Below are 16,492 nucleotides of genomic sequence, written 5' to 3' on the forward strand. Positions count from 1 at the left end.
TTTTTCTGCCATTTAAAAGCTTTATCTTGATTTTAAAATGTTTTTATCTAAGTTTTTCACCAACCTCAATTGCCAAACCAGCTAAAAAAATGTTATTCTTTTTGTCAAGAAAAAAATAACCACTAAAAAAGGATGAAAGAATAATGACGCCTTCACAAAAACAAGGACTTATGATGATTGCAGTTGTTGTAGGCCTAATGACATTGCCCGTTCTTTACTAAAAGAATTATCAATTTCAAAAAATAGCGCCTATTGGCGCCATTTTTTTATCTACGTCACAAAATGTTAATATTCGTATTAAATTCCTACAATTTTTGATCTTTAAATAAAAGAAAACCCGACGCATTACTGCACCGGGCTAAATAAGAAAATCTAATATTTAACGCTTACAACTTAATATGATGCCAATTCACGCTATAAAACCATATTGCCGCAAGTGTAAAGCCACACAATAATGTAATAGCCACTCCCCATACCAAGCGACTACTTCGCGGGGCTAGCTCTTTTTCACACCAATTACATAACTTGATAAATTCATCACTCGAATCAACTAATGTATCTGATGAAGTGAAGTGTTTATTTAATTCAGCAATCTTATCCAGCTTAATTAGCACATCATGTGGTAGGCGATCTTCACAACTGATAATTAATTGCTGAAGCTCAGAACCTTTCGCGTGATAATGCTGACGTAATAAATCTTCAATACGGCGAGAACGATCAATCACTTGCTCAATATCAATCATGAGCCCACTCCTTGTTGATGCTATATCTTTACCTTACAACTAAAGTGCCAATATGCAATATAACTAACATAAAATTTGCTTCATTTTGTCACGTATAGATCACGCTTTTCTATCCATTGATTAGTGATATTTCACTGATTGTGAATAATAGCCATGAAACTGTCTTTCATCGTTCAAGGAGTTAGTGTTATGCCAACAGGGATCATCGTGGCAATTTGCATTCTATTTATCTTCTCATTTGGCTATTTTATTTTTAGCTATCGTCGACATACGCTGGGGCTTGGCGCGCCAGAGAAAAAACTCGACGTAATGATCCTCGATAAACAGAGCAATAAAATCATCGGTGCTCAAGCGGGCGAAGAAGATGAAGAATATTGGATTTATGTTGAGCCGATATCAGGAGGACCAAAGCGTGAATTTATGGTGGGCATCCACTATTACCATGCTTTAAACCCAGGAGATAAAGGCACTATGACCTATCGTGGACAGCAGTTTATTCACTTTGCCTTACAGCGTGATTAACGCTATTTAAACCGCCAATAGGACGCAATAAAAAAGCCTGACGTTGTCAGGCTTTTTTATTTTATGGTACTAACCAAGCAGTTTTCGGACTACGGCTTAATAACCAACTAGCTCCTAACGCTAGCCCCCCCGCTATCACTGTCCAAACAGGGATAGCAATCAGAGGGTTCGCAAAATACCAATCATAATTTCGCAATGGCCACAAGAAAATAGGATGGAGCAAATACACGCCTAAACTATAGCGGCTCAGCATTGCTAATCGAGAACGCGCACTCTCACTAAATTTATCAAACATGTAACGACACAAAACAAAGACACCTGCGGCCGCTATTGCTGTATTCAGGGTTTTGTATGATAACCAGCGACCAATTTTATATTCGCCAGCCACTAAACTATGGCTCACCACCATATAATCTGTCACCAACAAGGCCACAATTGCTAAAGGAATAAGCCACTTCATCGCAGGCCAATGATATTTGTACAGACAGTAGCCTAAGACTAAATAGCCACTGTATAGCAGGTAAGTTTCACTCCATAGGCCATCAATGTGATACAAATACGATCCTGTGATCACCAGCCATACCATCACCACCCCTTTTACTTGTCCAGGCTCCATACGTTGTACCGCCCATTGATAAAAAGGGACTATGACATACAAAGGAATAAAGTAGTAAAAGAAACCTAGGTGGTAGTAAGTTTCATGAAAAGGCATGTCTGTCAGTAGCTTCCAACTGGTCGAAAAGTCTGTACCTGAGGCAGAAAACGCCGAGAAGAAAGCGTAGAAAGCAGACCAAACAACAAATGGGATCAACACTTTACCGACACGACGCTTGAAATAATAGCGCCCTTCAAATGGGCGTTCATCACTGAGCATTAATGCCCCTGTGATCATAATGAATACAGGTACAGCCCAACGACTAAAACTGTTAAAAGTAATCGCGGTGATCCATTCCCAGTTAGGTATTTGCCCTAATTGTTCTCGATACGGCCCTAAAACATGGATCACGACTACCGCAATGGCCGCAACCACCCGCAGAAGATCAAAATACCCAACCTTTTCTCTCATCACCTATCCCTCTGCTACAAAAAAGAGATGTTATTAATATCACTGATACCAATAACATCTCTTTAAATATAACAGGGGATCAATAACATGTATTGAATAAGCGCGTCTTTATTCACATTACTCACGACACGCTGACATTCCTTCCTTCAACACCAACGCATTATGGTTGTTGGCGCGTTGCAGCAAGCACAATTTCACGAATACATAAATTCTGCGGTTGGTTGTAAGCGTAGCTAATCGCATTCGCAATATCTTGTGGTGCAATCACCCCACCCATACCTTCTTTCCACTCTTCATAGCCTGCTTTAATCGCGTCACTACTGGTATGGCTCAATAATTCTGTTTCAACTGCACCTGGTGCAATGGTAATAAAGCGAACATTATCGTCAGCGACTTCTTCACGGATATTTTCAGTGATCGCGTGAACCGCAAATTTAGTTCCGCAATACGCCGCATGATTAGGGAAGGTTTTACGTCCTGCAATAGAGCTAATGTTGATCACTGTACCGTGTTTACGTGCTTTCATGCCCGCCAATACAACGTGAATACCGTTTAGCATACCCATCACATTAACATTAAACATCGTCTGCCATTCTGCTGGATCTTGTTCATCAGCTAAACCAAGTAACATCATGCCAGCATTGTTAATTAAACAATCAACAGGACCAAACTTTTCTTCCGCTTCAGTAACGGCCGCTTGGATGGCTTGCGCATCAGTCACATCGACTGCTCGACATAGTGTATTAGGTAGGTTCATTGCTTCCATACGATCTACACGACGCGCAAGTAATAATAATGGATAACCTTCTGCAGACAATTGACGCGCTGTTGCTTCACCAATACCCGAACTTGCACCCGTAATAACAACTAAAGATTTAGACATAAGACTTTCCTACTCTGGTAATTCGAAAAATATTCAACAGGCCGACATGTTGTTGATGCATTCACTATAGGTCGGATTGAGAGAAGTGAAAAATATCAATTTCTTAGGTTTATCATCAAAAAAAATTATGGATAAGAGATTTTTTTATTCGCTTTTCTTATCTAACTGAAACTTTTTATGCAACAAGAAATACAACAGTAAAAGCAGTTTAAAATTCTACCCAAAGACAAGTTTTAAAGTCTTATTCATTACCTGTTTACAATTAGAAACAATTTAACATTGATTTTACAACATTTTGCGAGATAACATCTCATTCACAAAAGCAGTACCCATTGATGGGATTAAAACTATATTGGAGGTAGTGATGCATTCATCAGCTTCACAACAACAACCACATCCTAAGAAAACACTTTTTACCCGTTTTCTTGATACCGTCGAATGGTTAGGTAACTTATTACCTCACCCAATCACACTCTTCGCTATCTTCTGTGTCGCGATTTTAGTTGCCTCTGGCATCGCAGGCTATTTCGGTGTTTCTGTTGCCGATCCTCGACCAGAAGGCGCACCAGGTCGTGCTGCAGACGGCATGATCCACGTGGTCAGCCTATTAAATGCTGAAGGCTTGCAACTTATCGTGGCAAACCTGGTGAAAAACTTCACTGGCTTTGCACCACTAGGTACCGTACTGGTTGCCATGTTAGGTGTCGCGATTGCTGAACACTCAGGCCTACTTTCTTCGGCGATGCGTGGTTTAGTGATGGGCGCATCTCGTCGCATGGTAACTCTGGTTGTGGTATTTGCCGGTATTATCTCTAACACCGCCTCAGAGCTTGGCTACGTGGTACTTATTCCACTTGCGGCAATGCTATTCCACTCGCTAGGTCGTCACCCATTAGCAGGTCTTGCAGCCGCTTTTGCTGGTGTATCTGGTGGCTACAGTGCGAACTTACTACTAGGTACGGTTGATCCCCTGCTATCGGGTATTACCCAGACTGCAGCACAAATGATCGATCCTAATTACACTGTTGGCCCAGAAGTGAACTGGTACTTCATGTTTGCTTCAACCTTTGCTATCACCATCATGGGTGCATTCGTTACAGAGAAAATCGTTGAGCCGAAACTAGGCAAATACGATGCCTCTGAAGCCAGTGATGATTTAAGCCAAGATAAAATGGGCAAACTGACTGCGCTTGAGAAGAGAGGTTTGAAAGCCGCGGGTCTTGCAGCGCTAGCTGTTGCAGCACTACTCGCACTGACAATTGTGCCTGCTGACGGTATTTTACGTAACCCACAAACAGGTTTAGTGGCAGGCTCTCCGTTCCTTAAAGGTATCGTGGCATTTATCTTCGTGTTCTTCGCCATCCCGGGTTTTGTCTACGGTAAAGTAGTAGGTACAATGAAGAACGACCGTGATGTGATCAACGCGATGTCTGTGTCAATGTCATCAATGGGTATGTACATTGTACTGGTGTTCTTCGCAGCTCAATTCGTGGCGTTCTTTAAGTGGACTAACTTCGGTCAAGTGTTCGCGGTTGGTGGTGCAGATTTCCTACAGTCTATTGGTCTAACAGGCCCAGCGCTGTTCTTCGCCTTCATCCTAATGTGTGGTTTTATCAACCTCATGATTGGTTCGGCATCAGCGCAGTGGGCGGTAACCGCACCTATCTTTATTCCAATGTTAATGCTGGTAGGTTATGCGCCTGAAACCATTCAAGCGGCATACCGTATCGGTGATTCTGTTACCAACATCATCACCCCTATGATGAGCTACTTCGGTATGATCCTAGCAGTAGCCACTCGTTACCAGAAGAACCTTGGTTTAGGTACGCTAATAGCAACCATGCTGCCTTATTCGATTGTATTCGTGATTGGCTGGAGCATCATGTTCTATGTTTGGGTGTTCGTACTGGGTATCCCAGTCGGCCCAGGTGCGAATACTTACTACAACATCGCAGGTTAACCTGTAATCCTCCTTTAGCCGGGCACCATGTCCGGCTTTTTTGTGCCTGTTTTCCCGCTTATTCGATTCCTATGATAATCTGCTCACTTAGCATCATATGCAGGTAACTTACGATGGATTTACGACTACTACGCTTTTTCATTGCAGTTTATGAAGAAAAAAACATCACCCTTGCCGCAGAGCGCTGCTTTGTTTCTCAACCGTCGATCTCTAACGGTATTAAGCAACTAGAGCAAGAGCTGAATACTGTACTGTTTTTACGTCATAAAAAAGGGGTTGATGTCACCGATGAAGCTCACTACTTATATCCGTTAGCGATCCGTTTGCTTAATGATGTAAATACCCTACCGCAACTGTTCCAGCAACGCACCGAGCGATTACCACTGACCTTGGCAAATTTTCCTGATTTAAGCCAAAGCCAACTGGCGAAAGTCTTTGCAACTTTACACCACAACATTGCCAATTTATCGCTCGAACTGGTTGATCACGAAAAACCTGCCGATGCGCGCTTAACTCTTGATATGTTCAAAGCAGAAGATGAGATCTTTTTGCCGCTATGGGATGAAGATTACGTGCTTTGCATGTTGCCTGATCACCCGTTGGCAAACTTACCGTCGGTCTCGCCTGAACAATTACATCAGCATGATTTTATTGAGTGCCCACCTTGCGAAGCTCATCAGCAAACCATCAGCTTACTCGCCTGTGATGGCCTATCCGTTAATCTCGTTGCAAAAGCTGAGCATAAAACTCAAGTCATGCACTTGGTTCAAGCTGGGCTTGGCATTTCGTTTCTCCCTACAGGGGTACTGGAAAGTGCCAATCAATTGGTGGCAGTACCGTTAGAAGGACCACGGATGTTCCGCCGTTTAGGGCTGTGCTATCCCGCCAGTAAAACCTTAAACCCGGCCCTTTCTGAGTGTATTAAGGTACTGAGCCAAAGCGTGACCGCAACACAGGCAGAAAAAGGTTAAGTTTTTCCTATCACCCCTTGCTATGGTGAAAACTGCCACGGTGATCTAATCTCAGCGTAAATAGTCATCACTCTCTTTAGAAAGCCACTCGATGTTTACCGAATCACATCGGGTGGCTTTCGCTTATCTAGCCAATAAAGATAGCTAAAACCTATTGGTACAATAGAACCTAACAGTTATATCTATCATGAGGTTCGCCCTATAATGAATACATCTTCTGAGAGGTCAGCACCTTTTAGCTAATTTATCGAATAAGTGAGGAAAGTAGCATGACTAGCGAAATGAATTTAATCGGTCTCAATACCCAAAAAGCGCAAGCTCTGGCTACAGACCTCAATAAATTATTAGCTGATTACCAAGTGTTATACATGAATACCCGTGGCTATCACTGGAACATTAAAGGACAAGAGTTTTTTGAACTTCATGTGAAGTTTGAAGAGATCTACACCGATCTTCAGCTAAAAATCGATGAACTTGCAGAGCGGATTTTAACCCTTGGTCATACGCCAGATCATAGCTTCAGCAGTTACCTCACCGTGAGTGATATCAAAGAACATCGCAATGCAACACAAGGTAAAGACTGTGTTGAAGGCTTAGTAAATGGTTTTAGTGTCTTGCTACGTTTAGAACGTCAAATTTTAGCGCAAGCAGGTGATGCGGGTGATGAAGGTACGGCAGCATTGATGGGTGATTACATCCGTGAACAAGAAAAACTGCTATGGATGTTAAATGCATACCGCCAATAGAAAATAGATAAACAAGCAGATATGAATTTAGTTGGGCCATATTATATGTGCTGTATCAACGGCGCGGCCCGCTTCGGCTCTCCAACTGCAATATTATGATTCCCATTCGGGGGCGAGACTACATAGCCCCCATTTTTTCATCGTTTTAAATTCACTGCGGTACATTTATCTGCCCACTCAACCGCAGCTAAATAACTTTCATGCACCACTTTTTCTTTTATCCCCAGCACCTGACAACAAATCTGTACCCGTGTCCAATCTGCAGTACTAAACGCATCAACCACATCCAACACTAAGCCCAATCGCCCATTACGTTGTAAAAGTGCGGATTTAATTTCAGGTTGAAGCTGGATCATATCCAGTAAGCTCTCTAATGAATTATCAAGCAAGGCATCCAATAACGAGAACATCCCAGCTAAAAAAGCTTGTTCTGAGCGCAGCACAATGCCGCCTTTTGTCACCAGTAACTCACACATTTTGGCGCGTAATAACGATAAAGCATAAAGCTCTTTCGGCTTATCAAGCGCAGCATGCGCGGTCGCCACCACACCAATAAATAAGCGTAAGTTATCTTCACCTAAATACACTAAAGCTTGGCGAAATGAGCTGATCGGTGAGCGTAAGCGCTTGGTCACAGTATTGACGTAACGGAGTAATAAATAGGACAGAGAGACATCACTGCTAATAATGGTTTCGATACGCGAAAAATCGACCGGATCATGGGAGATTTCATGCAGTAGCTGTACCGTTGTAAGCTCTGATGGTGCCACTTTACGGCTTTTTAGCATTTCAGGTTTACTGAAAAAATAACCTTGGAATAAATGAAATCCCGCAGCTAATGCTTGCGAATAGTCATCATAGGTTTCGACTTTTTCCGCTAAAAACTTGGCTTTTAGGTGCTGGTTATCTTTGACATATTGGCAGGCTTGATCGAGACCTAGCGCCAGTAAATCTAACTTAATGACGGATATATACGGCAGGAAACGCTGCCATTCAGGATGACAATCAAAATCATCAAGCGCAAAGAGATAGCCTTTTTGGTGGAGATGTTTAACTGCCTGTAAAAGCTCATCACTTGGACGACAACTTTCAAGAATTTCAATAATAACTTTATCTTTAGGCAGTAATAATGGCATCAATTCAATCAAACAATGCTCAGGAAAATTAATAAAATTTCGCTGACCTTTGTATGAGCGGTTGTCACCAATCGCCATGTAATTTTCCATAACTAAGCGACATGTCGCTTCACTCGCATCGATATTCGGAAAAGCATTACTTTCTCCGTCACGAAATAATAATTCATAGCCAATCGTTTGTTGCTTACGATTAAAAATTGGCTGACGAGCAACATAGGAATACATCAAACCTTTCCTTTATCTATCATCAAAATTTACGCGCGAGCCAAAGCAAGTAAAGCACCACATCCGATAAACATAGATCCGAATAAACGGTTTAAACGAGACATCACCGTTGTTGAACGGATATAGCGGGTAAAGCGTGACGCTAACAGTACATAAAATAACATTACACAACCATCGACGACTAATGTCGTGATACCAAGTACCAATAACTGCGGTAATTGAGGTTCTACTGGATTGATAAACTGAGGAAATAACGCAACTAAGAACACAATCGTTTTAGGATTGGTTAAATTGACAAACACTGCTCGTTTAAACAATGTGGTAGCCGATATGGAGCTATCACGCTCATCTAAGGCTAATGCTGACTTCTCGCGCCATTTTTGGATCCCGAGCCACACTAAATACACCGCGCCTAGCCATTTAATAATGGTAAAAGCCAACTCAGAGCCAGCGACTATCGTTCCTAGCCCTACGCCAACAAGAATGATGTGTGCAGCCATACCACACTGCAAGCCGATAATAGAGGCTAATGACTTACGCCAGCCATAAACCATCCCATTACTGATTGAATTTACGGTCCCAGAGCCAGGTGCAAAACTAAAGATAACTGCAGCGAGCAAATATGCTAACCAAACATCAATACTCATGTGATCTCAATGAAATTTTTATGACATTTATAAAATGCGTTTATAACCTGAATAGAACAAATAAAGCAATATGGATACACTTATTCTGTCTTAGATAAATAAGGTATACTGTACTAAGTATGCCATTTTTGACTAATCCACAGTAATCGCCACGCCATAATTTGCTGTGATGATTTTTAAACAGATAAATTTCGGACGCGCTTTAATGACTTGTCAACCTTCGACTTTTCTCCCTTTTTCTCAAGAAGAACATTTCACAGACACAATGACGAGTGCGGTAAGTGAAATGTGGCAACAACGTCACGAAGGAAAATTCACAGGCGTTAAACAATGTGAATTAGGATGGGTCAGTTTAACCCCAAAGTGCAGTGATAAAGTCATTATCGTGGTTAATGGACGAGTAGAAACCTATTGGAAATACCAAGAGCTGTTCTATGATTTAGTCAAACAAGGCTACCATGTTTATTCCTTCGACCATCGTGGTCAGGGCGTGTCAGAACGCTTAGTGGACGATCATGAATTGGGGTATGTCGAAAACTTTGATGACTACGTTGAAGACCTGCATCTTTTTATGCAAAACATCGTCAAACCACAAGGTTATAAACAGCACTTCATCCTTGGTCATTCGATGGGGGGGGCAATCACCAGTTTAGCACTTGCTCGTTATCCCACTCTTTTTGATCGCGCCGTACTAAGTGCGCCAATGCATGGCATCTATGTTAAACCTCACTTAAAGCCCTTTGCCGAAGCCTTGATTGGCATCACCGAATTATTTCGTCGTCAACCTCACTATGCTATTGGTCAAAAGCCCTATTATGCAAAACCGTTCAATGGCAACTTGCTTACCCACAGCCAAACACGTTACCAATGGTTTCGCGAGCTTTATGATGTCCGCCCTGAATTACGCATTGGTGGCGCAAGTAATCACTGGGTATGGGAAAGTATTAAAGCAGCACGTCGAGCGATTCAACAAGCCAATACCATCACTATCCCTGTTCTTTTACTTCAAGGCAGTGAAGATAAAATTGTTGATAACGCCTGTCAGCAGCAATTTCATCAACAGCTAAACCAAGGCTCTGGACACTGTGATTTTCAGATCATTGAAGGTTCTCGCCATGAGATCTTATTTGAAAGTGATCCGCTCCGTAACCAAGCGATTACCGCACTCTTGGCGCATTTTGCTTAATCTTCACTAACAGACTTTCGTTTTTATCAAGCGAACGAAAAGCGGAAGTCTAATTATCCAACTTTAGCCTCTTTTTTCCTCTTTGACTTGTTCTAGAATTAATCTCTCATTGGCATGCTACATACCATTACCGCCCGTTTTACTATCGAGAGTTCACATGTTTAAAATTGTTGCTTCAGATCTAGATGGCACCTTGCTTACTCCTGAGCATAAGATCGCCCCGTTTACTCAAGATGTCTTACAACGTCTTTATCAACACAATAAGCATTTTGTATTTGCAACAGGTCGCCACCATATAGATGTCGCTGAAATGCGTGAAAAACTGGGTATTCCGGCTTACATGATCACATCAAATGGCGCCAGTGTGCATGATGCCGACGGTAATCTTGTGTTCCAACAAAGTTTAAGCCCTGAAGTGATCCGTGGCGTTATTGCACTCGCAAAGCACGATCCTGATTTACACATTCACTTGTACCAAGGCGACCATTGGCTACTCAATCATGAAAATGAAGCACTGCGTGATTTCCACGATAGCTTTAACTATCAGTTATTTGATGTTGAGAACCCGCCGACAGATAACGTATTAAAAGTTTTCTTCACCCGTGATGATCTTGACCATGAGAAAATGGTGAAGTGGGAGCAAGCCTTTAATCAAGAGTTTAAAGATAAAGCGAATATCGCATTTTCCACACCTTGGTGCTTAGAAGTAATGGATGCGGGTGTCTCTAAAGGCGATGCCTTAGCCGCTGTCGCCAAAGCGCTCGAGCTGACATTAGACGATTGTATTGCTTTTGGTGATGGGATGAATGATGTTGAAATGCTATCAATGGCAGGTAAAGGCTTAATCATGGGCACCTCTCATGACAAAGTGAAACAAGCACTGCCAGATAATGAGGTTATCGGTTCAAGTGCTGATGAAGCGGTAGCGCACTACTTAGAAAAGTATCTCCTTAATCACGCATAATCCCCCTATAGAAAGGCTGTTAAACACAGCCTTTTTCTTTTCCCCTTGAAAAACAGTTTAGAACTGCCCTGTCATGGTTAAAATTTCCTGCCATTGCGCGTCAGTAACTGGCATCACACTTAAGCGACTGCCTTTTTTTACTAATGGCATCTCAGCCAAGGCTGGATTAGCTTTCATACGCTTTAAGCTAACTAACCGTAAGTGACGTTGGTATTCAATATCAACCATAAACCAGCGTGGATTTTCTGGATCTGATTTCGGATCAAAATACGGGCACTCGGGATCAAACTGGAAGTGATCGGGATACGAGGCTTTCACCACCGTAGCGATCCCAACTACACCGACATCTTTACACGATGAATGATAAATGAAGACTTGATCGCCTAATTTCACCTCGTCACGTAACATATTACGCGCCTGATAATTACGGACGCCTTCCCAAGGTGAAACTTTTTGTGATTTTAGGGTGTCTATAGAAAATGTATCTGGTTCGGTTTTAAATAACCAATAGGCCATATTGTTCTACCATTACTGCCAACTTCCTCATGAATTTGAGCCTACCATAGAGAGAATAAAATGACAGTTTCACGGTTACCCCTCGCCCTTATCTTTACCGCATCTACGCTAACTGGCTGTGCAAGTTGGTTACCAAGTAGCTTTGGTGGCGATGACAGTAATAGTAATTGGGTGGGTGAGTATAAAAGTCAGCCAGAAATGGGATTAACGACTCTACTGAGCCTTAAAAGCGATCACTCTGCAACAACCACATATCAATACACCAATGGCGATCCAAGTCTAAAAGAAAACGGGAATTGGCAAGCGATCAGCGACACTCAGCTGCAAGTAAAGATGACCTCACATCATGGGCTCAATAGCGAACGTATTTATACCTTTGATCCAAGTAAGAAGCAGCTCAGCGCAACAGAAGAAACCGTCAACGGTCAGAAATATCATATCGGCAATAATGGGTTAGTACTGACAAAACAAGACTAAACGCCATTATCACTGTCGTGACTTAAGACATCGACTTATGCCACACTGCAAGGGTATTTGAGGTTAGGAGAAATAACCATGTCATGCCCTCGCTGTGGCTTTCAGCACAATTGTATTTGCAACCTTGAGCCACACCTTCAGTGCCCCGCACACTTTGTGTTATTAACTCACCCTCGAGAGCTTAATAAAGATACCAACACAGGTAAGTTGCTGGTAAACAGTTTGCCTCATTGCCGCGTTGAGGTATGGCAACGTACCGAGCCGCCAGCACACTTGCTCGCGCAACTGCGTGATCCTCACTACCAAGCCTATCTGGTTTTCCCAAGCGATGAGCAACATCCCCCTATTGAGCTACCTCAAGCCGATACTGACCAACCCATCCCCCTGTTTATTATTCTTGATGCGACCTGGCAAGAAGCAAAAAAAATGGTACGTAAAAGCCCTTGGCTTAGTGACTTACCGCGTTTAGCTTTAACGCCACAACAGACATCAAACTACGCCTTACGACGTAATCAGCAAGACGGTAATTTATGTACCTGTGAAGTAGGGATAGCGCTACTGACTCAACTTCAATTCACAACAGAAGCAGCACAATTACACCAATACTTCTCGGCATTTATTAACACTTTTCATGCTGATAAAAGTGGACATAAGAGAACGTATTAACAGATTCAATACCTTATATTTACTGTTTTAGTAAAATGAGTTTTCGTGCTTTCTTTTCTTATCGAATAAGCTCAAATTACACCCAATATTTAAACACTGTATTTTTATTGAAGAAACAACATGAAAACAAAGATACTTGTCTTAACCGTGATTTTATCGACGTTAGGTCTCGCAGGCTGTGCAACCAATCCTTATGGTAATGCTTACAATGTTAATGATGCACGCCAGATGCAAGAAGTATATTACGGCACCGTAACTCGTACCCAAGCGGTAACACTAAATGGTAACGGTAATGGTATTGGTACACTTGCTGGCGGTGCTATTGGTGGGATTTTAGGCTCAGGCGTAGGCGGTGGTACCGGCTCGCAAATTGCGGCAATTGGTGGTGCGCTATTAGGCGGTTACCTTGGTAACGAAGCAGGTAACGAAGTCACTAAGCGTAATGGTGTAAACCTAACAATAAAGCTAGATAGTGGTCGTACCGTTTCTATCGTGCAGCAGGTTAACCCTAACGTCATGTTCCACGCCGGTGAGCGCGTTCAAATTAACATCTCTGACGATGGCACTTCTCGCGTCACGCCAGCTTAAGTATTTCTTCTTAAAAAACACCCCAAAAGGCGCTAATTTAGCGCCTTTTTCTTTGATCGTAATAGATATTGCTTCAGCATTTATCATCAATGACTGTAATCATCGGGCATTTAACAAATTAGGCTCATTGTTATGAGCTGTATTGTCGGTTGCTTGATAGCAGATCTTAAAATAGCGTTCTAAATGAAAGGGAGGAGTATGACCAGCCCCTTCCGCTCCCTCTGCGAAATTAACGTACATGACATAATAATGCGTATCTAAAATCTATTATTGTCAGCATACTGCCAGCCCAACCACTCCAACAATGATCACTTAACGTGAGTGTTTTCATATCCATTCGATAATGATATCAAGTATTCGGTGAGGCTAGCGCTTGAACAATACCCCTCTTCGTTGCAGTGGGGTAATCATTTGCTATCGATATAGCATCAACGGTACTCAATAAAGCTGTTTCTTTCCCACTAATCATCGCTTTGATATTGATGGTTACGAGGTTGGGGTATCGCAACAACAACTAAACTCTCTAAGCTAACAATAACGATGACTAACTCTAAAAGAGTAAAACCGAATTTACGCTTCATTAATCCACCGCCAACACCTAAATTATTTAAAGGCATAATAAATCAATGCGTATTATTGAAAATAATGACGGTCTTTTATTACAAAAAACGATTAAAAATATTATTAATATTCCATTTATTATTAATGAATCCTGAACGTATCATTTAAGTTTTTACTAAACCTCTCAAAGTGACGTCGATTTCTCACTAAAAAAGTACTTTTTACTGTCATTAAATAAAAATTAACCCTGAATAAGAAAAAAATAAACATCATACAAATGGCATTAAATCGCACGAAAAGTGAATAAATATATTTCAACTATTCACTTTTAAAGTCTATTTAATATGATAAATCTCACCCTGCGAGACTTACAACTCATTGTTATTCATTGCTATTTTTACCTCCTTCCTGACAACATCAACTCATGAGTTGACGTTATTCACGATAGTTACTGAACGAATAACGATACTGTTTGTCATTATTGACACTAAAAATGGAACGTTTCATTCCGAAATTAACGTTTTTTTTTAAGCAAAACAGTCGCATTATACGCTTCATCGAAAGGACAACGAATTCACTCTCATATATAAGTCTTAATATCCAAGGTTTATATCTGAGTTATTTTTTAGTTAGTTCCCCCTACTAAAAAATAAAATAATAACCTTAATGTTATTAATGAATTCGCCATGGATTGGGTCTTATTAAATATAACGATAACTACTTTCTTATTTAGTAGTTATTACCTTCTAATCATAGGTGAATATATGTCATCAGATACTGGCACTAAAAAAATGGGCCTTGTCGGTTTAACTGTACTTGTTGCAGTTAACATGATGGGTTCCGGTATTATTATGCTACCAGCGAGCTTGGCTCAAGTTGGTGCTATTTCAATGTTATCTTGGGTGGTTACAGCATTAGGTGCAATGTGTATTGCTTACACGTTTGCTAAATGTGGTGCTTTTTGTAAACGTTCAGGCGGTATGTCAGCTTACGCAGAAGAAGCACACGGCAAATCATCTTTCTTTATCTCTTCTTACACATACTATGTATGTCTAGTAATTAGTTGTGTAGCAATTGCCGTATCAGCTGTTGGTTACATTAAGCCATTCATGCCTTGGTTAGATACGCCAGTACACACTTTCTTCGGTGTATGTGCGATTCTTATCATTACTATGGTTGCTAACTTTGGTGGTCCTAAGATCACAGGTCAAATCTCAGCATTCACTGTTTGGGGTATTATTCTACCTGTACTTGGTCTATCTGTTATCGGTTGGTGGTGGTTCGATCCACAAACATTCATGAGCGCATGGAACCCACACCATGACACAACAATGCACTCTGTATCTTCAGGTATCGCACTGACTCTATGGGCGTTCCTAGGTATTGAATCTGCTGGTGCTAACTCTGATGCAGTTGAAAATCCAGAGCGTAACGTACCACTAGCAGTACTATTTGGTACAGGTTTCGCTGCTGTTATCTACATTGCGTCTACTGGTGTTATCCAGGGTATTATTCCTAACGCAGAACTAGCAGCATCTACTGCACCATTTGGCTTAGTATTCAGCCACATGTTTAACCCAACAGTAGGTAACATTGTTACACTAGCAGCGGTTATCGCATGTATCGGTTCACTATTAGGTTGGCAGTTCACTAACGCTCAAGTATCTAAAGCAGCGGCAGATGAAGGTCTATTCCCTAAAATCTTTGCTAAGACTAACAAAGCAGGTGCACCAATTGCCGGTATGCTTATCATGCTAGTTGCTGAGTTAACTCTAGCAGTGATGACTATCTCTCCAAACTTGATCAGTCAGTTCAACGCGCTATTGAACCTAGCCGTATTTATTAACATGGTACCTTACATCCTATCTATGACAGGTTTGGAAGTGCTACTTCGCAAAAACATGGTTACACCAAAACAATACCGCCTAGGCGCTGTTGTGGGTACATTAGCTGTTATCTACAGCATCTACGGTGTATACGCTTGTGGTGCGACAGCAGTATTCGGCGGTACCATCTTGACGCTATTCGGTTACATCTTCTACGGTTTCATCGCAGCACGTGATACTAAACCAGAAGTTAAAGCAAACTAATTAAGATTTAATAAATTCGATACTAAAGAAATTTATTAATAACCAGCTAGAAATGAAATGGGAATAAATAATAAATACACTGAAAATTAATATAAACATTAATAAGCAGTATTATTTATTCCCTTCTAAAAGTATTAGGCAAGGCGTTTAATTACTTCATATTAATTATGTCGTGGTAAAACACACCTGCTATCAATCATTCTATTCAGGCGTTATTATGAACAACAATAATAGTACTAATAAAATGCGTGCTCTCGTTATTGAGCACCAAAACATTACTCCAAACAGCTTTGCCGATCGTGCAACTAAATCATTAATCGCTGAATTAGAAAGCCGTACTATCGAAATCGTTACTGCCACTTCTTACGAAGATGCACGTGCGGTTATCATGGCATCTCAAATCGATAGCCTTGTATTAGCTCTTGAAAAAACTGAAGAGCAAATCGTTAACTCTCACGAAGAAGTTGATTTGTTAGCAGCACTACAAGCACGTCAACCTGAAGTGCCAGTATTTCTACTAGCAGAACGCGCTCGTACTTCTATTC

Annotated in this window: 18 protein-coding genes; 11 read left to right on the top strand and 7 right to left on the bottom strand. The window is 41.3% G+C overall.

The window, feature by feature from the left end; translation table 11 throughout:
- Nucleotides 1-386 precede the first annotated feature (386 nt).
- Nucleotides 387-743, bottom strand: coding sequence for a DUF4145 domain-containing protein (locus tag C9J41_RS13410; protein WP_107208669.1), 357 nt, complete (start codon nucleotides 741-743; stop codon nucleotides 387-389).
- 189 nt (nucleotides 744-932) lie between these two features.
- Here C9J41_RS13410 and C9J41_RS13415 point away from each other — a divergent pair, with 189 nt between their 5' ends.
- Nucleotides 933-1,265, top strand: a complete 333-nt coding sequence (locus C9J41_RS13415) for a DUF2500 domain-containing protein (protein ID WP_005372057.1) — start codon at nucleotides 933-935, stop codon at nucleotides 1,263-1,265.
- A 61-nt stretch (nucleotides 1,266-1,326) separates the two neighbouring features.
- Here the strand turns inward: C9J41_RS13415 and C9J41_RS13420 are convergent, their stop codons facing one another.
- On the bottom strand, nucleotides 1,327-2,331 hold the full coding sequence (locus C9J41_RS13420; RefSeq protein WP_107208670.1) for an acyltransferase: 1,005 nt from the start codon (nucleotides 2,329-2,331) through the stop codon (nucleotides 1,327-1,329).
- A 160-nt stretch (nucleotides 2,332-2,491) separates the two neighbouring features.
- The gene (locus C9J41_RS13425; RefSeq protein WP_107208671.1) at nucleotides 2,492-3,214 is read right to left on the bottom strand and encodes an SDR family oxidoreductase; all 723 of its coding nucleotides are present in this window, start codon (nucleotides 3,212-3,214) and stop codon (nucleotides 2,492-2,494) included.
- Nucleotides 3,215-3,578: 364 nt separating this feature from the next.
- Between C9J41_RS13425 and C9J41_RS13430 the strand changes: the two genes are divergently transcribed.
- The 3 genes from C9J41_RS13430 to C9J41_RS13440 all read left to right on the top strand — a co-directional run bounded on the left by C9J41_RS13430 (nucleotide 3,579) and on the right by C9J41_RS13440 (nucleotide 6,891).
- Nucleotides 3,579-5,174 (top strand): AbgT family transporter, encoded by a 1,596-nt coding sequence (locus C9J41_RS13430; RefSeq protein ID WP_107208672.1) that lies wholly within the window; start codon nucleotides 3,579-3,581, stop codon nucleotides 5,172-5,174.
- A gap of 113 nt (nucleotides 5,175-5,287) precedes the next feature.
- Nucleotides 5,288-6,145: a LysR family transcriptional regulator gene (locus tag C9J41_RS13435; RefSeq protein ID WP_107208673.1), complete on the top strand. Its 858-nt coding sequence runs from the start codon at nucleotides 5,288-5,290 to the stop codon at nucleotides 6,143-6,145.
- 269 nt (nucleotides 6,146-6,414) lie between these two features.
- Nucleotides 6,415-6,891 carry a Dps family protein gene (locus tag C9J41_RS13440; RefSeq protein WP_107208674.1) on the top strand — a complete coding sequence of 159 codons (477 nt, stop codon included), beginning with the start codon at nucleotides 6,415-6,417 and terminating at the stop codon, nucleotides 6,889-6,891.
- A gap of 137 nt (nucleotides 6,892-7,028) precedes the next feature.
- On the opposite strand, the gene C9J41_RS13445 is transcribed toward C9J41_RS13440, so the two are convergent.
- Nucleotides 7,029-8,252: an EAL and HDOD domain-containing protein gene (locus C9J41_RS13445; RefSeq protein ID WP_107208675.1), complete on the bottom strand. Its 1,224-nt coding sequence runs from the start codon at nucleotides 8,250-8,252 to the stop codon at nucleotides 7,029-7,031.
- 29 nt (nucleotides 8,253-8,281) lie between these two features.
- Nucleotides 8,282-8,899, bottom strand: a complete 618-nt coding sequence (gene rhtB, locus C9J41_RS13450) for a homoserine/homoserine lactone efflux protein (RefSeq protein WP_107247029.1) — start codon at nucleotides 8,897-8,899, stop codon at nucleotides 8,282-8,284.
- Between the two features lie 265 nt (nucleotides 8,900-9,164).
- On the opposite strand from rhtB, the gene C9J41_RS13455 reads away from it, so the two are divergent.
- Together C9J41_RS13455 and C9J41_RS13460 are read left to right on the top strand one after the other, a co-directional pair.
- Nucleotides 9,165-10,085 (top strand): alpha/beta fold hydrolase, encoded by a 921-nt coding sequence (locus tag C9J41_RS13455; RefSeq protein WP_107290860.1) that lies wholly within the window; start codon nucleotides 9,165-9,167, stop codon nucleotides 10,083-10,085.
- Nucleotides 10,086-10,242: 157 nt separating this feature from the next.
- Nucleotides 10,243-11,049 carry a Cof-type HAD-IIB family hydrolase gene (locus C9J41_RS13460; RefSeq protein WP_107208677.1) on the top strand — a complete coding sequence of 269 codons (807 nt, stop codon included), beginning with the start codon at nucleotides 10,243-10,245 and terminating at the stop codon, nucleotides 11,047-11,049.
- 57 nt (nucleotides 11,050-11,106) lie between these two features.
- On the opposite strand, the gene C9J41_RS13465 is transcribed toward C9J41_RS13460, so the two are convergent.
- Nucleotides 11,107-11,565, bottom strand: a complete 459-nt coding sequence (locus C9J41_RS13465) for an EVE domain-containing protein (RefSeq protein WP_107208678.1) — start codon at nucleotides 11,563-11,565, stop codon at nucleotides 11,107-11,109.
- 60 nt (nucleotides 11,566-11,625) lie between these two features.
- Here C9J41_RS13465 and C9J41_RS13470 point away from each other — a divergent pair, with 60 nt between their 5' ends.
- The 3 genes from C9J41_RS13470 to C9J41_RS13480 all read left to right on the top strand — a co-directional run bounded on the left by C9J41_RS13470 (nucleotide 11,626) and on the right by C9J41_RS13480 (nucleotide 13,296).
- Nucleotides 11,626-12,042 carry a hypothetical protein gene (locus C9J41_RS13470; protein ID WP_107208679.1) on the top strand — a complete coding sequence of 139 codons (417 nt, stop codon included), beginning with the start codon at nucleotides 11,626-11,628 and terminating at the stop codon, nucleotides 12,040-12,042.
- 78 nt (nucleotides 12,043-12,120) lie between these two features.
- Nucleotides 12,121-12,708, top strand: coding sequence for a tRNA-uridine aminocarboxypropyltransferase (locus C9J41_RS13475; RefSeq protein ID WP_107208680.1), 588 nt, complete (start codon nucleotides 12,121-12,123; stop codon nucleotides 12,706-12,708).
- A gap of 120 nt (nucleotides 12,709-12,828) precedes the next feature.
- Entirely contained in the window at nucleotides 12,829-13,296 is a 468-nt protein-coding gene (locus tag C9J41_RS13480; RefSeq protein WP_107208681.1) for a glycine zipper 2TM domain-containing protein, read from the top strand.
- A gap of 461 nt (nucleotides 13,297-13,757) precedes the next feature.
- Here C9J41_RS13480 and C9J41_RS21745 read toward each other — a convergent pair whose 3' ends face one another.
- Nucleotides 13,758-13,913, bottom strand: a complete 156-nt coding sequence (locus C9J41_RS21745; RefSeq protein WP_146144321.1) for a prepilin-type N-terminal cleavage/methylation domain-containing protein — start codon at nucleotides 13,911-13,913, stop codon at nucleotides 13,758-13,760.
- A gap of 708 nt (nucleotides 13,914-14,621) precedes the next feature.
- On the opposite strand from C9J41_RS21745, the gene potE reads away from it, so the two are divergent.
- Together potE and C9J41_RS13495 are read left to right on the top strand one after the other, a co-directional pair.
- Nucleotides 14,622-15,947, top strand: coding sequence for a putrescine-ornithine antiporter (gene potE / locus C9J41_RS13490; protein WP_107260558.1), 1,326 nt, complete (start codon nucleotides 14,622-14,624; stop codon nucleotides 15,945-15,947).
- A 217-nt stretch (nucleotides 15,948-16,164) separates the two neighbouring features.
- Nucleotides 16,165-16,492 (top strand): Orn/Lys/Arg decarboxylase N-terminal domain-containing protein (locus tag C9J41_RS13495; protein ID WP_304589912.1); only part of this gene is annotated, 328 nt, incomplete at its 3' end.

This window comes from Photobacterium sp. GB-50, from assembly GCF_003026755.1.
Classification (GTDB): Bacteria; Pseudomonadota; Gammaproteobacteria; order Enterobacterales; family Vibrionaceae; genus Photobacterium.

What these genes read in the sequence shown, in the direction of transcription:
- C9J41_RS13455 (WP_107290860.1), top strand. Translation starts at nt 9,165, where the DNA reads ATGACGAGTGCGGTAAGTGAAATGTGGCAACAACGTCACGAAGGAAAA.
- C9J41_RS13430 (WP_107208672.1), top strand. Translation starts at nt 3,579, where the DNA reads ATGCATTCATCAGCTTCACAACAACAACCACATCCTAAGAAAACACTT.
- C9J41_RS13415 (WP_005372057.1), top strand. Translation starts at nt 933, where the DNA reads ATGCCAACAGGGATCATCGTGGCAATTTGCATTCTATTTATCTTCTCA.
- C9J41_RS21745 (WP_146144321.1), bottom strand. Translation starts at nt 13,913, where the DNA reads ATGCCTTTAAATAATTTAGGTGTTGGCGGTGGATTAATGAAGCGTAAA.
- C9J41_RS13460 (WP_107208677.1), top strand. Translation starts at nt 10,243, where the DNA reads ATGTTTAAAATTGTTGCTTCAGATCTAGATGGCACCTTGCTTACTCCT.
- C9J41_RS13465 (WP_107208678.1), bottom strand. Translation starts at nt 11,565, where the DNA reads ATGGCCTATTGGTTATTTAAAACCGAACCAGATACATTTTCTATAGAC.
- C9J41_RS13475 (WP_107208680.1), top strand. Translation starts at nt 12,121, where the DNA reads ATGTCATGCCCTCGCTGTGGCTTTCAGCACAATTGTATTTGCAACCTT.
- C9J41_RS13480 (WP_107208681.1), top strand. Translation starts at nt 12,829, where the DNA reads ATGAAAACAAAGATACTTGTCTTAACCGTGATTTTATCGACGTTAGGT.
- C9J41_RS13425 (WP_107208671.1), bottom strand. Translation starts at nt 3,214, where the DNA reads ATGTCTAAATCTTTAGTTGTTATTACGGGTGCAAGTTCGGGTATTGGT.
- C9J41_RS13470 (WP_107208679.1), top strand. Translation starts at nt 11,626, where the DNA reads ATGACAGTTTCACGGTTACCCCTCGCCCTTATCTTTACCGCATCTACG.
- potE (WP_107260558.1), top strand. Translation starts at nt 14,622, where the DNA reads ATGTCATCAGATACTGGCACTAAAAAAATGGGCCTTGTCGGTTTAACT.
- C9J41_RS13445 (WP_107208675.1), bottom strand. Translation starts at nt 8,252, where the DNA reads ATGTATTCCTATGTTGCTCGTCAGCCAATTTTTAATCGTAAGCAACAA.
- rhtB (WP_107247029.1), bottom strand. Translation starts at nt 8,899, where the DNA reads ATGAGTATTGATGTTTGGTTAGCATATTTGCTCGCTGCAGTTATCTTT.
- C9J41_RS13440 (WP_107208674.1), top strand. Translation starts at nt 6,415, where the DNA reads ATGACTAGCGAAATGAATTTAATCGGTCTCAATACCCAAAAAGCGCAA.
- C9J41_RS13410 (WP_107208669.1), bottom strand. Translation starts at nt 743, where the DNA reads ATGATTGATATTGAGCAAGTGATTGATCGTTCTCGCCGTATTGAAGAT.
- C9J41_RS13435 (WP_107208673.1), top strand. Translation starts at nt 5,288, where the DNA reads ATGGATTTACGACTACTACGCTTTTTCATTGCAGTTTATGAAGAAAAA.
- C9J41_RS13420 (WP_107208670.1), bottom strand. Translation starts at nt 2,331, where the DNA reads ATGAGAGAAAAGGTTGGGTATTTTGATCTTCTGCGGGTGGTTGCGGCC.